The organism is Agrobacterium sp. OT33 (assembly GCF_017313365.1).
Taxonomy (GTDB): domain Bacteria; phylum Pseudomonadota; class Alphaproteobacteria; order Rhizobiales; family Rhizobiaceae; genus Agrobacterium; species Agrobacterium rhizogenes_A.
On the sequence record NZ_JAFLMZ010000003.1, the window covers coordinates 256,851 to 272,677 of the forward strand.

A 15,827-nucleotide genomic window follows, 5' to 3' on the forward strand; every position below is an offset into this window, starting at 1 on the left:
ACCGCGGATGCCTGCTCAGCGCATCGTCCTGCGCAAAGCCGAAGCCGGCGATCTGCCCGGCCTGCTTGAACTTTACCGCGCGCTTAACCCGTCCGATCCGGCATTAACGGTGGACGAGGCAAACACTGCCTTTTCCGCCATGCTCAGGCAGCCCGGCCTTACCGTGTTTCTGGCAATGGATGGCGAGAACCCCGTCGCCACCGCCACGCTCCAGATTGTCCCGAACCTGACGCGCGCCGCCCGCCCCTATGCCTTCATCGAAAATGTGGTGACGCTGGAAACCCGTCGCGGCCTTGGATATGGCCGCGCGGTCGTGCGCCATGCCGTCGAGGCCGCTTTTGCCGCTAATTGTTACAAGGTGATGCTGCTGACAGGCCGGGAGCGACCGGAAGTCCATGCCTTTTACGAAAACTGCGGCTTCGTGCAGAACAAGACCGGCTTCCAGATCCGGCAAGATTAGGCCCGGAGCACGAATAGGAATTTTATCTGCAATTGTTGCCCACCTCGCATTCCTGTGCTTGTCACAGGGATCCAGCCAGCCCGGATCTCTTGGCTGAAAGGGCCCTTCTGGCCGCGCAGACGCGCGTCAACTGGTTTCCCGTGATTAGCGCAGGAATGAGGACGAGTGAGAACGGACGCATCCAGTGTGCCGCGCCCCGGCGTTCAAAAAACGCTCATTCCTCCGGCTCGGTGGTGAACATCAGCGGAAATCCAGCCTCCTTGCCGAGATCGGTCGCCTCCTTCGCCTTGGTCTCGGCGATATCGCGTTCGCAGACAACCACCACGGCGCTGCCGAAGCGATGTGCCGTCATCATCACCCGGTGGCCGGTTTCCTCTCCCATCCGGAAGACGGCCTTCAGCACCACGGTGACGAAGTCGCGTGGCGTATAATCATCGTTCAGCAGAATGACCTTGTAGAGCTTCGGCCGCTCCAGCTTCGGTTTAACGCTCGGTTTGGGCTTGAGATCGACAGGGCTGTCACTCATCATCGTCGCTCGTGCCTGTCGCGCATCGTGGTTGTTCATGGAAAACCCCGTTGATGACGAAAGATCGGTGGCTTGATCCGCCTATATTGCGCCGCAACCGCGCCATCGACAAGCCCGGCGCGGTGCCTGCGCGAAATTCCGCGCCATTCGCAGGGCTTTGCCCGCACAAATCGGCCCGCGGGCTTGACCTTGCCCTGCCGTTTCCGCAAAAGGCTCCTCAACGAATTCTTTCAAACGGACAGGTTTCAAGCCATGGGCTTCAAATGCGGTATCGTTGGATTGCCGAATGTCGGCAAGTCCACCCTCTTCAACGCGCTGACGAAAACGGCCGCCGCACAGGCCGCCAACTATCCCTTCTGCACCATCGAACCGAACACCGGCGAAGTGGCGGTTCCGGATGCGCGCATGAAAACCCTCGCCGACATTGCCGGCTCGAAGGAAATCATCCCCACCCGCATCTCTTTCGTCGATATTGCCGGTCTGGTGCGCGGCGCATCGAAGGGCGAAGGCCTCGGCAACCAGTTCCTCGCCAATATTCGCGAAGTCGACGCCGTGGTGCACGTTCTGCGCTGCTTCGAGGATGACGACATCACCCACGTCGAAGGCCGGATCAACCCCGTGGCCGATGCCGAAACCATCGAGACCGAGCTGATGCTCTCCGACCTCGAAAGCCTCGAGCGCCGCACGGAACAGACCCGCAAGCGCGCCACCGGCAAGGACAAGGAATCGCTCGCGCAGCTGCCGCTGATGGAAGCTTCGCTGAAGCTTCTCAACGAAGGTAAACCGGTCCGCACCCTGCTCTCCACGCTCGATGCCGAGGAGTTGCGCATCCTTCAGGGCCTTAACCTCCTCACCGCACATCCGGTTCTTTACGTCTGCAACGTCGCCGAAGGCGACGCCGTCGATGGCAACGAACACACGAGGGCGGTTGCCGAAATGGCCAAGGCCCAGGGTGCTGAAACCGTCATCATCTCCGCGGCGATCGAATCCGAGGTCGCGCAGCTTCCCGATGAAGAGGCGAAGGAATTCCTCTCCGCCCTCGGGCTCGAGGAAGCAGGCCTCGACCGTCTGATCCGCGCCGGCTACAAGCTGCTCGATCTCATCACCTATTTCACCGTCGGCCCGAAGGAATGCCGCGCCTGGACCATCGAGCGCGGCACCAAGGCTCCGCAGGCCGCAGGCGTCATCCACTCCGATTTCGAACGCGGCTTCATCCGTGCCAATACCATCGCCTATAACGACTACGTCGCTTTCAAGGGCGAAGTCGGCGCCAAGGAAGCCGGCAAGGCCCGCGATGAAGGCAAGGAATATGTGGTTCAGGACGGCGACGTCATCCACTTCCGCTTCAATACCTGATCTGGCCCTGAGCAAGGTGACAACCCGGTCGTTTCTTTGACGTCCCAGTGGCACAACACCTGTCGCTTGTGCTTCTCCCTTCCGGGGAGAAGCCAGCCCAGGGGGTTGGATGGGGAAATCCGTTCCGGAAATCACCTCCCTTGCCCCTCATCTCACTACTGCGCGCCCCGGGGAGAAGGCGACGGGCCTCCACGCTCCACACCACCTCCCCATAGAGCACGTCGCCTCCTCGATTTGACCTTTACGTAAAGGGAAAAATCATCTTAGATGCGCCGACCTTGACTGTGCGAAGGGAGGACGCCATGACGCCGGTCGCGACTTATGCCTATGAGGATTTTCCCGTCGGGCGGGAATTTCCCCTTGGGCCGCAATCGATTTCCGCAGAGCAGATCATTGCTTTCGCCAGTGAATTCGACCCGCAACCCATGCACCTTTCCGAAGAAGCGGGCCGCCAGAGCATTCTCGGCGGACTTGCGGCATCGGGCTGGCACACCTGCAGCCTGCTGATGCGGATGATGGCCGACAGCTACATCTCCGACTCGACCTCGCAGGGCAGCCCCGGCATCGATTACGTCGACTGGAAGAAACCGGTTCTGGCCGGAGACACGCTCTCGGGGAAATCCATCGTTCTGGAACAGCGTCCTTCCGCATCGCGCCCCGGTATCGGCCTCGTGAAATTCCGTCATGAGCTTTACAATCAGCGCGGTATTCTGGTCGCGCAGGGCGAAAACACCGTAATGTTCCTGATGCGGGCGGGTGGAGGTCTTGCAGCATGAGACTGGCGGAACTTTCACCGATCGGCGAGCGCGTCACCCTCGACACCCTGCATTTTTCCGCCGAGGACATCATCCGTTTCGCCCGGGATTTCGATCCTCAGCCCTTCCATCTCGATGCCGAAGCCGCCAGGAACAGCGTTTTCGGTGGCCTGTGCGCCTCCGGCTGGCACACCGGCGCGGGCTGGATGAAGTGTTTCCTGTCCCATTGGGCAAAGGAGGTCAAAAGGCTGAAACAGCAGGGCCTTGAACCACCGCGGCTTGGCCCCTCCCCGGGTTTTCGCGAACTCAAATGGAAAAAGCCGGTTTTCGCCGGTGACGACGTGACCTATTTCGTTACGCTGCTCGACGCCCGTCCGCTGGAATCCCGCGCCGGCGTCTGGCTCAACACCACCTTCAATGAAGGTGTGAACCAGTCGGGAGAAACGGTGCTGACCTTCCGCAGCGGGGTTCTGGAATTCGAATAGGCGCTGGTCCATCTCAATCCGCCGCGATACCTTTTCCGGAAGAATCGCGGCGGGCAGATAAATATGAACGATATTCTAAAGGGTTATGCCGAAGCCGCGACGCCTGAGCTGATTTCCAGATTTGACGGACTGGACTGCGGAGAGATTTACGCACCCGTCATCGACCTGCTGCCGGCGACACCATCCCGAATCGCGGATATCGGCAGCGGCACCGGGCGCGATGCCGCCTGGTTTGCCGCGCAGGGCCATGATGTTCTGGCCGTCGAGCCGGTTGGAGAGCTTCGTGAACCCGGCATGCAATTGCATCCATCGAACAGAATAACTTGGCTGGATGACACTTTGCCCGCACTGGCAAAGGCTCGCCGCTATGGCGCCTTCGATCTGGTTGCCCTTTGCGGCGTCTGGCACCACATCGATCACGGGGTGAGGCAGGCCGCAATGGCAAGCCTCTCGGAGATGACGGCGACAGGCGGATTGCTGATCATGTCGCTGCGTCACGGCCCGGCGCCCAGGGGCCGCCGCGCCTTTGCCATTTCCCCGATGGAAACCATAGACGAGGCCACCCGTTTCGGCTTCACGCTCATCAGACAGGTGGAGGTTGACTCCATTCAGCCGGGGAACCGCGCTCTGGGTGTTCACTGGACGTGGATCGCCCTGCGAAAGACGAGCCAAAAACGCAGGCTGCCGCAGCAGCCCTGAGCCGTTCCTTCGGCCTCAGTGGCCCGAAAATTCCACCAGCGTCCGCACCTCGACACCAAGATCCTCCAGCTTCCTGCGGCCGCCGAGATCGGGCAGATCAATGACGAAGCAAGCGGAGACGATTTCCGCGCCCATCTGCCGCAAAAGCTTGACCGCGCCTTCAGCAGTGCCACCGGTCGCAATCAGGTCATCGACGAGAATGACCTTCTCGCCCGGCTGCACGGCGTCCACATGCATTTCCATTTCGTCGACGCCATATTCCAGGCTGTAGGCGACCCGCACCGTCGTGTGTGGCAGCTTGCCCTTCTTGCGGATGGGCACGAAACCGGCCGAGAGCTGATGCGCCACCGCGCCGCCCAGAATGAAGCCACGCGCCTCCATGCCGGCGATCTTGTCGATCTTCGTTCCCGCATAGGGCTGCACAAGCTCGTCCACCGCCCGGCGGAAAGCGCGCGGATTGCCGAGCAGTGTCGTAATATCCCGAAAGATGATGCCCGGCTTCGGATAGTCGGGAATGGAACGGATGGCGGCGGCAAGCTCCGAAGCGATAACGGTCATGGTATTTCCATAGATGGGAATGGATCAGAAGGTTCGGGCCACCCTATCAACTTGCCGGCTGCGGACCAACAAAAAAGGACCGGCGCAGGCAACGGCCATCATCTGTTGGCACGGAACATCAATAGCCCGGGGCACGCGAGCGGCGATACAGGCAAGCTTATCCGGCCGGCCATGAAAAAGCCCCCACGGAAGACCGTGGAGGCCAATGATTTCAACCGATTAAAACCGGTTCAATGTTCCTTGTTGGCGTAGACCGACTTCTTGGTGAGATAGATCAGCGCCGTGAAGATGAACAGGAACACCATGACCATGAAGCCGGTGCGCTTGCGTTGTTCCAGATGCGGTTCCGCCGCCCACATCAGGAAAGCGGAGACATCCTTGGAATATTGATCCACGGTCTGCGGCGCACCGTCGTCATAGGTCACCTGATCGGCACTGATCGGCGGCGCCATCTTCAGCGACGCTGCGCTGACGAAATACGGGTTGAAGTGCGTGCCTTCCGAAACTTCAACGCCGGCCGGCGGGTCCTGATATCCGGTCAGCAGCGCGTGGATATAATCCGGGCCGCCTTCCTGATAACCGCCGACGATCGGGATCATGTCGATGATGAATTGCGGGAACCCGCGCTCCACGCCGCGTGCCTTGGCAAGCAGCGACATGTCGGGCGGTGCGGCCCCGCCATTGGCGGCGGCAGCCGCTTCATGGTTCGGGAACGGCGAAGGGAAATGATCGGAAGGCACAGCCTTGCGATTATACATTTCGCCATCGGCATTTGGCCCGTCCTGCACCTCATATTCGGCGGCGAAGGCCTTCACCTGGTCTTCCGAGTAACCGAGATCTCCCAGCGTGCGGAAGGAAACAAGGTTCATCGAATGGCAGGCGGAGCAGACTTCCTTATAGACCTTGAGACCGCGCTGCAGCTGGCCCTTGTCGTATTTGCCGAAAGGTCCGGCAAAGGACCAGCTCTGTTCCTCGGGCTTGATCACCGGGAAGTGGCCGCCGGCAATCGCATGTTCGGTCTTGGTGGCAAGGTCATGGCTCTCCTCGGCCGCAAAGGCGGCGGAGGAACAGCCGATGGCGGCGATAAGCGCGATGCTCGTGAGAAGCGTCTTCATTGTCGTCATCCTTCCTTCGCGCTCAGACTTCGGCGGCCGCTGGCGCGGCACCCCTCTTGGCCGCGTTCTTTTCGAGAACGGCCTCGGTAATCGAATTCGGAATACGCCGCGGCGTTTCCACCAGACCGAGGATCGGCATGATGACGAGGAAGAACCCGAAATAATACAGCGTTCCCAGCTGCGACATGACGACATACATGCCTTCCGCAGGGCGCGAACCCAGCCAGCCGAGCAGGATGGCGTTGGCCACGAACACCCAGAAGAACATCTTGTACCAGGGGCGATAAACGGCGGAGCGAACCTTCGACGTATCGAGCCAGGGCAGGAAGAACAGCACGATGATCGCGCCGAACATGACAAGAACGCCACCGAGCTTGGAATCGATCGGCCCGATATTGAAGGTAATGGCGCGCAGCATCGCGTAGAACGGCAGATAGTACCATTCCGGCACGATATGCGCCGGCGTCTTCAGCGGATCCGCCATGATGTAGTTATCAGGGTGGCCGAGGAAGTTCGGCATGTAGAAGATGAACCAGGCATAGGCGATGAGGAACACCGAAACGCCGAGCGCATCCTTCAGCGTCGCATAGGGCGTGAAGGGGACCGTATCGGTCTTGCTCTTCACTTCCACGCCGGTCGGGTTGGTCTGGCCGGTCACATGCAGCGCCCAGATGTGCAGGATGACGACACCCGCAATCATGAACGGCAGCAGATAGTGGAGCGCAAAGAAGCGGTTGAGCGTCGGATTGTCCACCGCAAAGCCGCCGAGCAGGAACTGCTGGATCCATTCACCCACGAGCGGGAACGCCGTGAAGAAGCCGGTGATGACGGTCGCACCCCAGAAGGACATCTGACCCCAGGGAAGCACGTAGCCCATGAAGCCCGTTGCCATCATCAGCAGATAGATCACGCAGCCGAGAATCCAGAGGATTTCGCGCGGCGCCTTGTAGGATCCGTAATAAAGACCGCGGGCAATGTGAAGATAGACCGCGATGAAGAAGAACGACGCGCCGTTGGCATGCATGTAGCGCAGCAGCCAGCCGTGGTTGACGTCACGCATGATCTTTTCGACGGAATTGAAGGCAACCGTCGTTTCAGCGGCATAATGCATGGCAAGCACGACGCCGGTGAGGATCTGCACGATCAGCATGACGGAAAGCATCGCGCCGAAGGTGTAGGCGTAGTTCAGGTTACGCGGGACAGGATAGGCAACGAAGCTGTCATAGATCAAGCGCGGCAAGGGAAGCCGCGAATCGATCCACCTTTCGATGCCGGTGGACGGCTGATAACTGGAATGACCACTCATGAATATCTGTCCCCTTATCCGATCTTGATCACGGTATCGGATGTGAATGCAAATGTCGGGATGGCGAGGTTTTCCGGCGCCGGACCCTTACGTATGCGGCCCGCCGTATCGTAGTGCGAGCCATGGCAGGGACAGAACCATCCGCCGAAATCGCCGGCCTGGCCGAGCGGAACGCAACCGAGATGGGTGCAGGAACCGATCATGACGATCCAGTTTTCCTTGCCCTCACCGGCGGAACGGTCGATATCCGTCGCCTGCGCGTCGACAGCGATGTTGGCATTGCGTGCCACCGGATCCTTGAGATCGCCAAGGGCGACGGCCTTGGCTTCCTCGATTTCCTTTTCCGTGCGGTTGCGGATGAAAATCGGCTTACCGCGCCACTTCACCGTCAGCGACATGCCCGGCTCGACCGCCGCCACGTCAACCTCGATGGAAGCGAGCGCCAGCGTCGATGCATCGGGACGCATCTGGTCGATGAAAGGCCATGCGACTGCAGCGGCGCCAACGACGCCCGTCATTCCGGTTACTAGATATAGAAAATCGCGACGGGTCGGTTCACCCGAGGCGTCGTGATTGGTTACGTGCTCGCTCACCGCTACACCATCCTCTGCGCTGTTTTTGCCGTAAATCGCATGAGTCCTCCCGCTATGATTTGATCCAGGACAAACTCCGTCCCATCGTCCTGGACACAACTGCGGCATTAAGAAACCGCGTCACTGTGTTTGATCGCAAAATATTGACTGACTTGGCAAGAGCAAAGCACACAAAGCTGCCGTAATTCTGCCCAAGGGGCCGATTTGCTTCTCATTTTTCCCGCGCCTTGGCAGGCGGGCAACATTGTGCGCACCCCTGCGCCATGTTAGGAGACGCGCAGGGAGAGCTTGGAACGCAGGGATTCGGATGACGGCGAAGCTCGCTTGCATGGTCTCCACGGTGGTGGCTGCCGTTCTTTTCATTGCCAGCCTGCGTTATGTGACGGATTTCTGGCTTCTTGCCTTCGTCACGAGTTTCCAGCTTCACATCGCCATCATCTGCATCCTGCTGTCATGCCTCGTCTTTTGGCTCACGCGCGACGCGGTTGCCGGCCTGCTTGTGGTCTGGTCGCTGGCGCTCGCCATCCATGCCGTCGTCATGCTTCTGGAATTCTCCACCTCCGCAACCTCGACGCCCGATGCCCGGCCTTTCCGGCTCCTGTCCTTCAACGTGCTGATGGACAATGCCGCCAATGCCGATGCGATCGCCGACACCATTCTCGATTCGGGCGCGGATGCGGTCTATCTGTTCGAAGCGGCGGCGCTGCAGTCGGTCCTGCCGCGCCTGCAGCAAACCTATCCTTACAGGCTCGGCTGTTTTGCCGGAACGCCGGGATGCGACCTTTTGATCCTGTCGAAGCGGCCGTTGCTGGAAGGCCGTTTCCACAGTCTCAGCGATCTGCGCCGGGACCGCTTCGCAATCGCCAGCGTCGATTTCGACGGCACTGAGCTGACGCTTGCCGCCGGGCACATCACCAAACCTTATTTCGACGATTATCACCGCGACGAGCTGGATGAAGTCAGCGAAATTCTCTTTCGTGTCACCGGGCCGCTCATTCTGGCCGGAGACTTCAATTCGGCGAGCATCGCCCCCGACATGCGCGCTTTCCTCGCCGCCAACGACCTCAGGAAAGCGACCTGGGAACCGGCCACATGGCCGACGGAGGCCGGCCGCTTCGGCATCGCCATCGACCACGTCTTCGCCCGTGCGCCGGCAATCCTGATGAAGACGACCCGCCTGCCCGGCAGCCTCGGTTCCAATCACTACGGGCTGATCTCGGATTTCATGATCGGCCGGTAGCAGACGCAAACCATAAGAAAACGGCGGCCCGAAAGCCGCCATTGTGTTTTTCAGGACGCTGCCGGGCGCGGTTCAGAACTCGGACCATTCCTGTGCCGACGCTGCCTGTCGCCCGCCCCCGAAGGCGGCAGCGATTTTATGCCCCATGGCGCGTGCCGGCGAAGGCTGCGGAACGGAGGCCGGACCGGCGACAAGGATAGTCTCTGCCGCCTCCCGCAGTCGGAACTGCGCCAGAAGCGCATTGAGAGCGCTTGCCTGCGAAGCGAGGCTGCCGCTGGCCGCCGTCGTCTGTTCCACCATGGCCGCATTTTTCTGGGTGCCCTGATCCATCAGGTTCACAGCGGAACTGATTTCCGAAAGGCCGGTCGACTGTTCGCGCGTGGAGATGACGATGGATGCGACGTGGCGGTTGATATCACGCACCTCGTCGACGATCCCCGCCAGCGCCTCCCCGGTCTTGCCGACCAGCGTGACACCCTCGCGCACCTGCTCGCCGGAGCGGTTGATGAGGACCTTGATTTCCTTGGCGGCATTGGCCGAACGTTGCGCCAGTTCGCGCACTTCCTGCGCGACCACGGCGAACCCCTTGCCGGCGTCGCCCGCACGCGCAGCCTCAACCCCGGCATTCAGTGCAAGAAGGTTGGTCTGGAAGGCAATTTCATCGATGACGCTGATGATATTGCTGATCTCATTGGCGGATTTTTCGATATCCTGTACCGCCAGAACCGTGCGTGTAACGATCTGGCCGGACATTTCCGCGCTTTCGCGCGCCCGTTCCACGATCCGGCCAGCCTCGGCAGCCCGATGGGCCGAATCCTTCACGGCCGTCGTCACCTGTTCAAGCGCCGCAGCTGTTTCCTCGACCGAAGAAGCCTGCTGCTCGGTGCGGCGGGAAAGATCGCCCGCCGCCGCCAGGATTTCACCGGCACCGGCATCGATGACCCGGGCATTTTCACCGACCGAGCGCAATGCCGATTGCAGCGTGGCGACGGATTCGTTGAAATCGCCGCGCAAACCGTCAAGCCGCTCGGCAAAGGCCATGTCCAGACGGCAGGTCATGTCGCCCTGCGAAAGTTTCTTCAGCCCGGCACCCAGATTTTCAACCGCGAAACGGATTTCTTCCGCCTCCCGCGCCTTCTGTGCCTCGTGCTCCAGACGTTCCCGCTCGCTGAGGCTGCGATTGGCCTCGGTTTCCCGCTCCAGGCGCTCTCGCTCGATGGCATTGTCGCGGAACACGGCAACGGCCGCAGCCATTTCCCCGATCTCGTCCTTGCGGCCGGAATGCGGAATGGAACTCGCATTATCGCCTGCCGCCAGACCGTTCATGGCGCGGGTGATGTCGTTGATCGGACGCGAAATGCGCAGGAAACTGAAGAGTGCGGCAACAAGCGCGACCGCGGCGGCGACAAGCATTGCGGCAACCGAGGTGAAGAAGGCAAACTGTCCGGCCGCTTCCGCCGCCTGCTGGTCCGCCAGACCACGCTGGCGATTATCCTCGATCATCTCTTTCATCAGCGCACCGGCGGCATTGCCCACCGGCGTCATGCTGGAAACCTGCGCCCGCGCTGCATCGACATCGCCGGTGATGACGATTTTTTTCAGCTCCGCACCCATGGCCTCGTAATTTGCGACCATCGTATTCAGGCGCTGGAATTTTTCCTTCGCTAAAGGCAGCTGCAGATGCGCGGCATAGGCGTCGAAAGCTTCGGCACGCTCCTGCTGGGTTTTGAGAATGCGCTGGAACAGGGCGTTTCGCGCCTCTGGCGTCGCGGCAGTCATGACCGCCAGATAGTTCCGGCGAATATCGTTAAGCCTGTCGCCCAGATCGGCGATGATGAGCGACCGCTCCATGCGGCGAACGATATTGTCCGCCTGCTGCTCCATCTCGGTGACGGATCGCATGCTTGCAATTCCCTGCGCGAGGGAAAAGAGGACGGTGATGCCGAACAATGCCGGCAGAAGAATACGAATTCTGAAAATATGCATTGTTTTCGATCCCAAAAAAAATGAGCGCGTTCCTCCCGCGGCCTTTTTTTACACGCATCGATAAACAAGAGCTTACCGCCGGATCATAAATTTTAGGTTGAATAAATCTTTTTATAAACGGAATAGCTAAAGGTATTAGCAACCAATGATTTTATATTTATGCATATTTGAACGAATGCGGGCTCACCCCTGCCACCCTCAGGCCTTCTCTTCAGCGGCGAGAAAACCGCCCGACTGCCGCGCCCAGAGTTCCGAATAAAGCCCACCCTGCAGGACGAGATCGGAATGGCTGCCCTGCTCCACAATACGGCCCTGATCCATCACGATCAGCCGGTCGAGAGCCGCGATCGTCGACAGCCGGTGGGCGATGGCGAGCACCGTCTTGCCCTGCATCAGCTCGTCCAGATTGCTCTGGATCGCCGCCTCCACCTCCGAATCGAGCGCCGAGGTCGCCTCGTCGAGCACGAGGATTGGCGCGTCCTTCAGCATCACGCGGGCGATGGCGATGCGCTGGCGCTGACCACCGGAGAGTTTCACGCCGCGTTCGCCCACATGTGCGTCGAAACCGGTCCGGCCGCGTTGATCCTCCAGCCGCTCGATGAAATCATCCGCCTTGGCCCGGCGTGTCGCCTCCCGCAATTGCGCTTCGGTGGCGTCCATGCGGCCGAACATGATGTTGTCACGGATGGAGCGATGCAAAAGCGAGGTATCCTGCGTGACCATGCCGATATGGGCGCGCAGCGATTCCTGCGTTACCCGGGCGATATCCTGACCGTCGATCAGGATGCGGCCTTTCTCCACATCGTAAAAGCGCAGGAGCAGGTTGACGAGCGTGGATTTGCCCGCGCCAGAGCGTCCGACAATGCCGACTTTCTCGCCCGCCTTGATATCGAGGTTGAGATTGTCGATGACACCATTGGCCCGCCCGTAATGGAAGCTGACATTCTCAAAGCGGATGCTCGGCTTTTTGACCTCCAGCACCGCCGCATCCGGCGCATCGACCAGACCGATCGGCTGCGAAATCAACTCGGCAGCATTCTGCACCGTGCCGAAATTGCGCATGATGCCGTTGAACTGCGTCATCAAGCGGCCGAGCAGGAAATTGAGACGCAGCACCAGCGCCAGCGTGAAGGCGACCGCACCGGAACTGATCCTGCCGGACAGCCACAGATCGATGCACAACGCCGCCATCGAGGTGATCATCACGCCTGACAGCAGCGCCATGGAGGCGCGCACGCCGGTAATGAACCGCGTGAAGGTCATGGTCGCATTCTGGAAAATGTCGAAACCCTGCCGCATGTAGCGGTCATTCGCATCGTCGCGTCCAAACAACCGGAGCGTCTGGATATTGCTATAGGCATCCACCATGCGGCCGGAAAGCATGGAGGCGGCTTCCGCCGTCTCTTTCGAATGGTAGCGGATGCGCGGCACGAAATAACGCGCCAGTGCCGAAAAGATCAGCACCCAGACGAGGACGACAAGGGCAAGCCGCCAGTCCAGCCCGCCGATCAGAAACAGCATAGAGACGGAATAGATGCCGACAAACCAGACGCTTTCCATCAGCGAGGTGACGAGATCACCCGCCGCCTGCCCGCCGGACCAGACCTTGGTGACGATGCGTCCGGAAAAATCATTCTGGAAAAAGGAAAGCGATTGCCGCGCCACATGCATGTAGGACTGCCAGCGCACCAGATTGTAAAAACCGGGCGTGATGATCTGTTGGTCCACCAGTGCCGTAATCATCGTGACAACGAAGCGCACGACGCCGATCAGCACCAGCATGCCCACCAGTTCGCCGCCATGGGCAGCCAGAAGCCCGGCCCAGCCATCGCCCGGCTTGACGGTCGAGAGAATATCCACCAGCCGCCCGACGAACCAGAACAACGCCGCCTCAATGGCCGCCGTCAGCCCGCCCAGCACCAGCATGGCGAAAAACGGCGCCTTGGCCTGTGAAATATAAAACCAGATGAAAGCGAATGTGTTTTCAGGCGGCCTCAGGTCGTCCTTCCGGGCGAAAGGCCTGATCCAGTTCTCGAAGAACTCGAAGATGCGCGTAATGACCATCATCCGGATATAGGCGGATTCCCGGCTGGCGAACAGCCGCGGAGCCTTTGGGAAGAGATTATATTTCGGTAACGTTCGTGAAATGAAACGGACGCCAGGCGATGTCGCTACTTCAGGGCGATGAGTCCAGCGTCCGTAGGGCGGAATCCGCAGGCGTCGAAGTAAAATGGCCGGAGATGCGGATCAAAATCCACATGGAGCCACTCGCAGGTGGTATCTTTCGCCCGATCAACCACCTCCCCCATCAGCGCCATTGCAATGCCCCGACGCTGGAAAGCCAACGACACCATTGTGTCGAGAACAAACGCATGAACCCCGCCATCCCATGCAACGTTAACGAACCCGACGAGCTTCCCCGAATGGCGGGCACACACCCAGCCGAGACTGAAGCGATTGACCTGTGACCACCAGTCATCGGTGAGGATTCGATGCTCAAAGCACTCGGCGTGGAGGGCATTGACCTCGGCATTCCCGAACGCTCCACGCCACTCGGTCGTAAACCCGGAAGGGGTGGATTCTTGCGGTGATATCAGTTCCATTCGCATCCCTTTGCTCCGGCTCCGGAATCCGACGCGATCAGCGCCTGATCGCAAAAGACCCGTTTCTCACGGCGCAGACACGCCATTGCTGGATGCCGGCTCAAAGCCGGCATGACGACAGAGAGGTTTAGGCCTTCGGCAAAAAAGGGCGGGATCGCTCCCGCCCTCTCTCTTTCCTTATTCCGCGGCCACTTCCGCTTCGTGGTCGGCGATGAAGCCGCCGGACTGGCGCCGCCACAGATCGGCATAGATGCCGCCCATCGCCACCAGCTCCGCATGGCTGCCCGCCTCGACGATCTGGCCCTTGTCGAGGATGATAAGCCGGTCCATTTCCGTCAGCGTCGAAAGGCGGTGGGCGATCGCAATCACCGTCTTGCCTTCCATCAGCGAGAACAGGTTCTCCTGGATAGCCGCCTCGACTTCGGAGTCGAGCGCCGAGGTCGCCTCATCCAGCACCAGAATCGGTGCGTTCTTGAGAAAGACGCGGGCGATCGCGATACGCTGGCGCTGGCCGCCTGACAGTTTCACGCCGCGCTCGCCCACCTGGGCATCGAGACCCTGGCGACCATGCATGTCGACCAGCGTTTCGATGAAGTCCCAGGCATTCGCCCGCTTTGCCGCCGCGATCACCTGTTCGTCGGTGGCTTCGGGATGGCCATAGGCGATGTTGTCGCGGATCGACCGGTGCAGCAGCGAAGTATCCTGCGTCACCACGCCGATCAGCTCGCGCAGGCTGTCCTGCGACACCTTGGAAATGTCCTGCCCGTCAATGGTGATCCTGCCCGCTTCCAGATCATAGAAGCGCAGCAGCAGGTTCATCAGCGTCGTCTTGCCGGCGCCCGAGCGGCCAACGAGACCGACCTTCTCGCCCGGCTTGATATCCAGCGTCAGCCCGTCGATCACGCCCTTGTTCTTGCCGTAGTGGAAGCGGACATTGTCATAACGGATGGCGCCCTGCGGTGCCGCAAGCTGCGGCGCCTTGGCGACATCGACGATATCGTGCGGTTTCGTCATCATCGACATGCCATCATAGACCGTGCCGATATTTTCGAACAGCGACGTGACTTCCCACATGATCCACTGCGACATGCCATTGACGCGCATGGCAAGGCTGATGGCGATGGCGACCGAACCGGCCGTCACCGAACCCTGCATCCAGAAATAAAGACCGAGCGCCGCCGTGGAAAACAGCACCACGGCATTGTTGAGGTCGATCAGGATGTTGAAGCCGGAAATCTTGCGCATCTGGCGGTGAACGGTTCCGAGAAACACGTTCATGCCATCCCGCGCATATCTCTCCTCGCGGCCCGCATGGGAGAACAGCTTGATCGTCGAGATATTGGTATAGCTGTCGACGATCCGGCCCGTCATCATCGAACGCGCATCGGCCTGCTCCTGCGCCAGCCGGCCGAGTTTCGGCACGAAATAGGCAAGGATGGCCATATAGATGCCGAGCCAGGCCAGCAGCGGAATGACCAGCCGCCAGTCGGCCGCCGCCACCATGAACAGCATAGAGACAACGAAGCTGATGGCGTAGACGAAAACGTCGATCACCTTCAGCGCCACCTCACGAATCGCCAGCGCCGTCTGCATCACCTTGGTCGAGACCCGGCCCGCAAACTCGTTGGCGAAAAAGTTCATGGAGTGGCGCAGCAGGAAGCGGTGCATTTTCCAGCGCGCGATCATGCCGAAATTGCCGGCAAGCGTCTGGTGCATCGTCATCGTGTGGATCGCGCCCATCAGCGGCAGCAGGAAAAGCACCAGTCCGGCCATGCCGATCAGATGCCAGCCCTCATCGGCAAAAAACGTCTCGCGATTGGCCGTGGAAAGCCAGTCGACGATATTGCCGAGGAATTTGTAGAGCATGGCTTCCGCAATGGCGATGCCCATGGACATCAGGCCGAGCAGCAGCAGCCACGGCCATGCGGGCTTCACATAGTGCCACAGGAACGACAGCAATTTCTTCGGCGGCACGGAGGGCGTCGAAGACGGAAAGGGATCAAGGCGTTTTTCAAACCAGCCAAACATAGGCCAAGCTCCGGCAATCAATCGCCCCATCGTGAAAGGTGAGCGGACGCAAATATGGCTCACGACGGAACGGAGAAGTCTCTGGATATGGCCGTGACAGCCACATGACGAATCGGA

At 60.1% G+C, this 15,827-nt stretch carries 15 protein-coding genes; 6 read left to right on the forward strand and 9 right to left on the reverse strand.

Features of this window, described 5'->3' with window-relative positions:
* Positions 1-7: 7 nt before the first annotated feature.
* Positions 8-460 carry a GNAT family N-acetyltransferase gene (locus JZX88_RS08765; RefSeq protein ID WP_206913288.1) on the forward strand — a complete coding sequence of 151 codons (453 nt, stop codon included), beginning with the start codon at positions 8-10 and terminating at the stop codon, positions 458-460.
* Between the two features lie 214 nt (positions 461-674).
* Here JZX88_RS08765 and clpS read toward each other — a convergent pair whose 3' ends face one another.
* Positions 675-986, reverse strand: a complete 312-nt coding sequence (gene clpS, locus JZX88_RS08770; RefSeq protein WP_065116025.1) for an ATP-dependent Clp protease adapter ClpS — start codon at positions 984-986, stop codon at positions 675-677.
* Positions 987-1,238: 252 nt separating this feature from the next.
* Between clpS and ychF the strand changes: the two genes are divergently transcribed.
* From ychF to JZX88_RS08790, 4 genes are all read left to right on the forward strand, one after another.
* Positions 1,239-2,342, forward strand: a complete 1,104-nt coding sequence (gene ychF, locus JZX88_RS08775; RefSeq protein ID WP_065116026.1) for a redox-regulated ATPase YchF — start codon at positions 1,239-1,241, stop codon at positions 2,340-2,342.
* A gap of 302 nt (positions 2,343-2,644) precedes the next feature.
* A complete protein-coding gene (locus JZX88_RS08780) occupies positions 2,645-3,118 on the forward strand; it encodes a MaoC family dehydratase (RefSeq protein ID WP_065113869.1) in 474 nt (157 codons plus the stop codon).
* Positions 3,115-3,582 carry a MaoC family dehydratase gene (locus tag JZX88_RS08785; protein WP_065113870.1) on the forward strand — a complete coding sequence of 156 codons (468 nt, stop codon included), beginning with the start codon at positions 3,115-3,117 and terminating at the stop codon, positions 3,580-3,582. The genes JZX88_RS08780 and JZX88_RS08785 overlap by 4 nt, the downstream gene beginning before the upstream one ends.
* 63 nt (positions 3,583-3,645) lie before the next feature.
* A complete protein-coding gene (locus JZX88_RS08790) occupies positions 3,646-4,281 on the forward strand; it encodes a bifunctional 2-polyprenyl-6-hydroxyphenol methylase/3-demethylubiquinol 3-O-methyltransferase UbiG (RefSeq protein ID WP_206913290.1) in 636 nt (211 codons plus the stop codon).
* A 15-nt stretch (positions 4,282-4,296) separates the two neighbouring features.
* On the opposite strand, the gene JZX88_RS08795 is transcribed toward JZX88_RS08790, so the two are convergent.
* The 4 genes from JZX88_RS08795 to petA all read right to left on the reverse strand — a co-directional run bounded on the left by JZX88_RS08795 (position 4,297) and on the right by petA (position 7,853).
* Positions 4,297-4,839, reverse strand: a complete 543-nt coding sequence (locus JZX88_RS08795) for an adenine phosphoribosyltransferase (protein WP_065113872.1) — start codon at positions 4,837-4,839, stop codon at positions 4,297-4,299.
* Between the two features lie 230 nt (positions 4,840-5,069).
* Complete coding sequence (locus JZX88_RS08800) at positions 5,070-5,954, reverse strand: cytochrome c1 (protein WP_065113873.1); 885 nt, start codon at positions 5,952-5,954, stop codon at positions 5,070-5,072.
* A 22-nt stretch (positions 5,955-5,976) separates the two neighbouring features.
* Positions 5,977-7,260 (reverse strand): cytochrome b N-terminal domain-containing protein, encoded by a 1,284-nt coding sequence (locus tag JZX88_RS08805; RefSeq protein WP_065113874.1) that lies wholly within the window; start codon positions 7,258-7,260, stop codon positions 5,977-5,979.
* A 14-nt stretch (positions 7,261-7,274) separates the two neighbouring features.
* On the reverse strand, positions 7,275-7,853 hold the full coding sequence (gene petA / locus JZX88_RS08810) for a ubiquinol-cytochrome c reductase iron-sulfur subunit (RefSeq protein WP_065113875.1): 579 nt from the start codon (positions 7,851-7,853) through the stop codon (positions 7,275-7,277).
* 307 nt (positions 7,854-8,160) lie between these two features.
* On the opposite strand from petA, the gene JZX88_RS08815 reads away from it, so the two are divergent.
* The gene (locus tag JZX88_RS08815) at positions 8,161-9,093 is read left to right on the forward strand and encodes an endonuclease/exonuclease/phosphatase family protein (protein ID WP_174029972.1); all 933 of its coding nucleotides are present in this window, start codon (positions 8,161-8,163) and stop codon (positions 9,091-9,093) included.
* A gap of 72 nt (positions 9,094-9,165) precedes the next feature.
* Here the strand turns inward: JZX88_RS08815 and JZX88_RS08820 are convergent, their stop codons facing one another.
* The 4 genes from JZX88_RS08820 to JZX88_RS08835 all read right to left on the reverse strand — a co-directional run bounded on the left by JZX88_RS08820 (position 9,166) and on the right by JZX88_RS08835 (position 15,710).
* A complete protein-coding gene (locus tag JZX88_RS08820; protein ID WP_065113877.1) occupies positions 9,166-11,079 on the reverse strand; it encodes a methyl-accepting chemotaxis protein in 1,914 nt (637 codons plus the stop codon).
* 198 nt (positions 11,080-11,277) lie between these two features.
* Positions 11,278-13,143, reverse strand: a complete 1,866-nt coding sequence (locus JZX88_RS08825) for an ABC transporter ATP-binding protein (RefSeq protein WP_206913524.1) — start codon at positions 13,141-13,143, stop codon at positions 11,278-11,280.
* Positions 13,144-13,250: 107 nt separating this feature from the next.
* Positions 13,251-13,682 (reverse strand): GNAT family N-acetyltransferase, encoded by a 432-nt coding sequence (locus JZX88_RS08830; protein ID WP_206913292.1) that lies wholly within the window; start codon positions 13,680-13,682, stop codon positions 13,251-13,253.
* Between the two features lie 177 nt (positions 13,683-13,859).
* Positions 13,860-15,710 (reverse strand): ABC transporter ATP-binding protein, encoded by a 1,851-nt coding sequence (locus JZX88_RS08835; RefSeq protein ID WP_065113878.1) that lies wholly within the window; start codon positions 15,708-15,710, stop codon positions 13,860-13,862.
* Positions 15,711-15,827 lie beyond the last annotated feature (117 nt).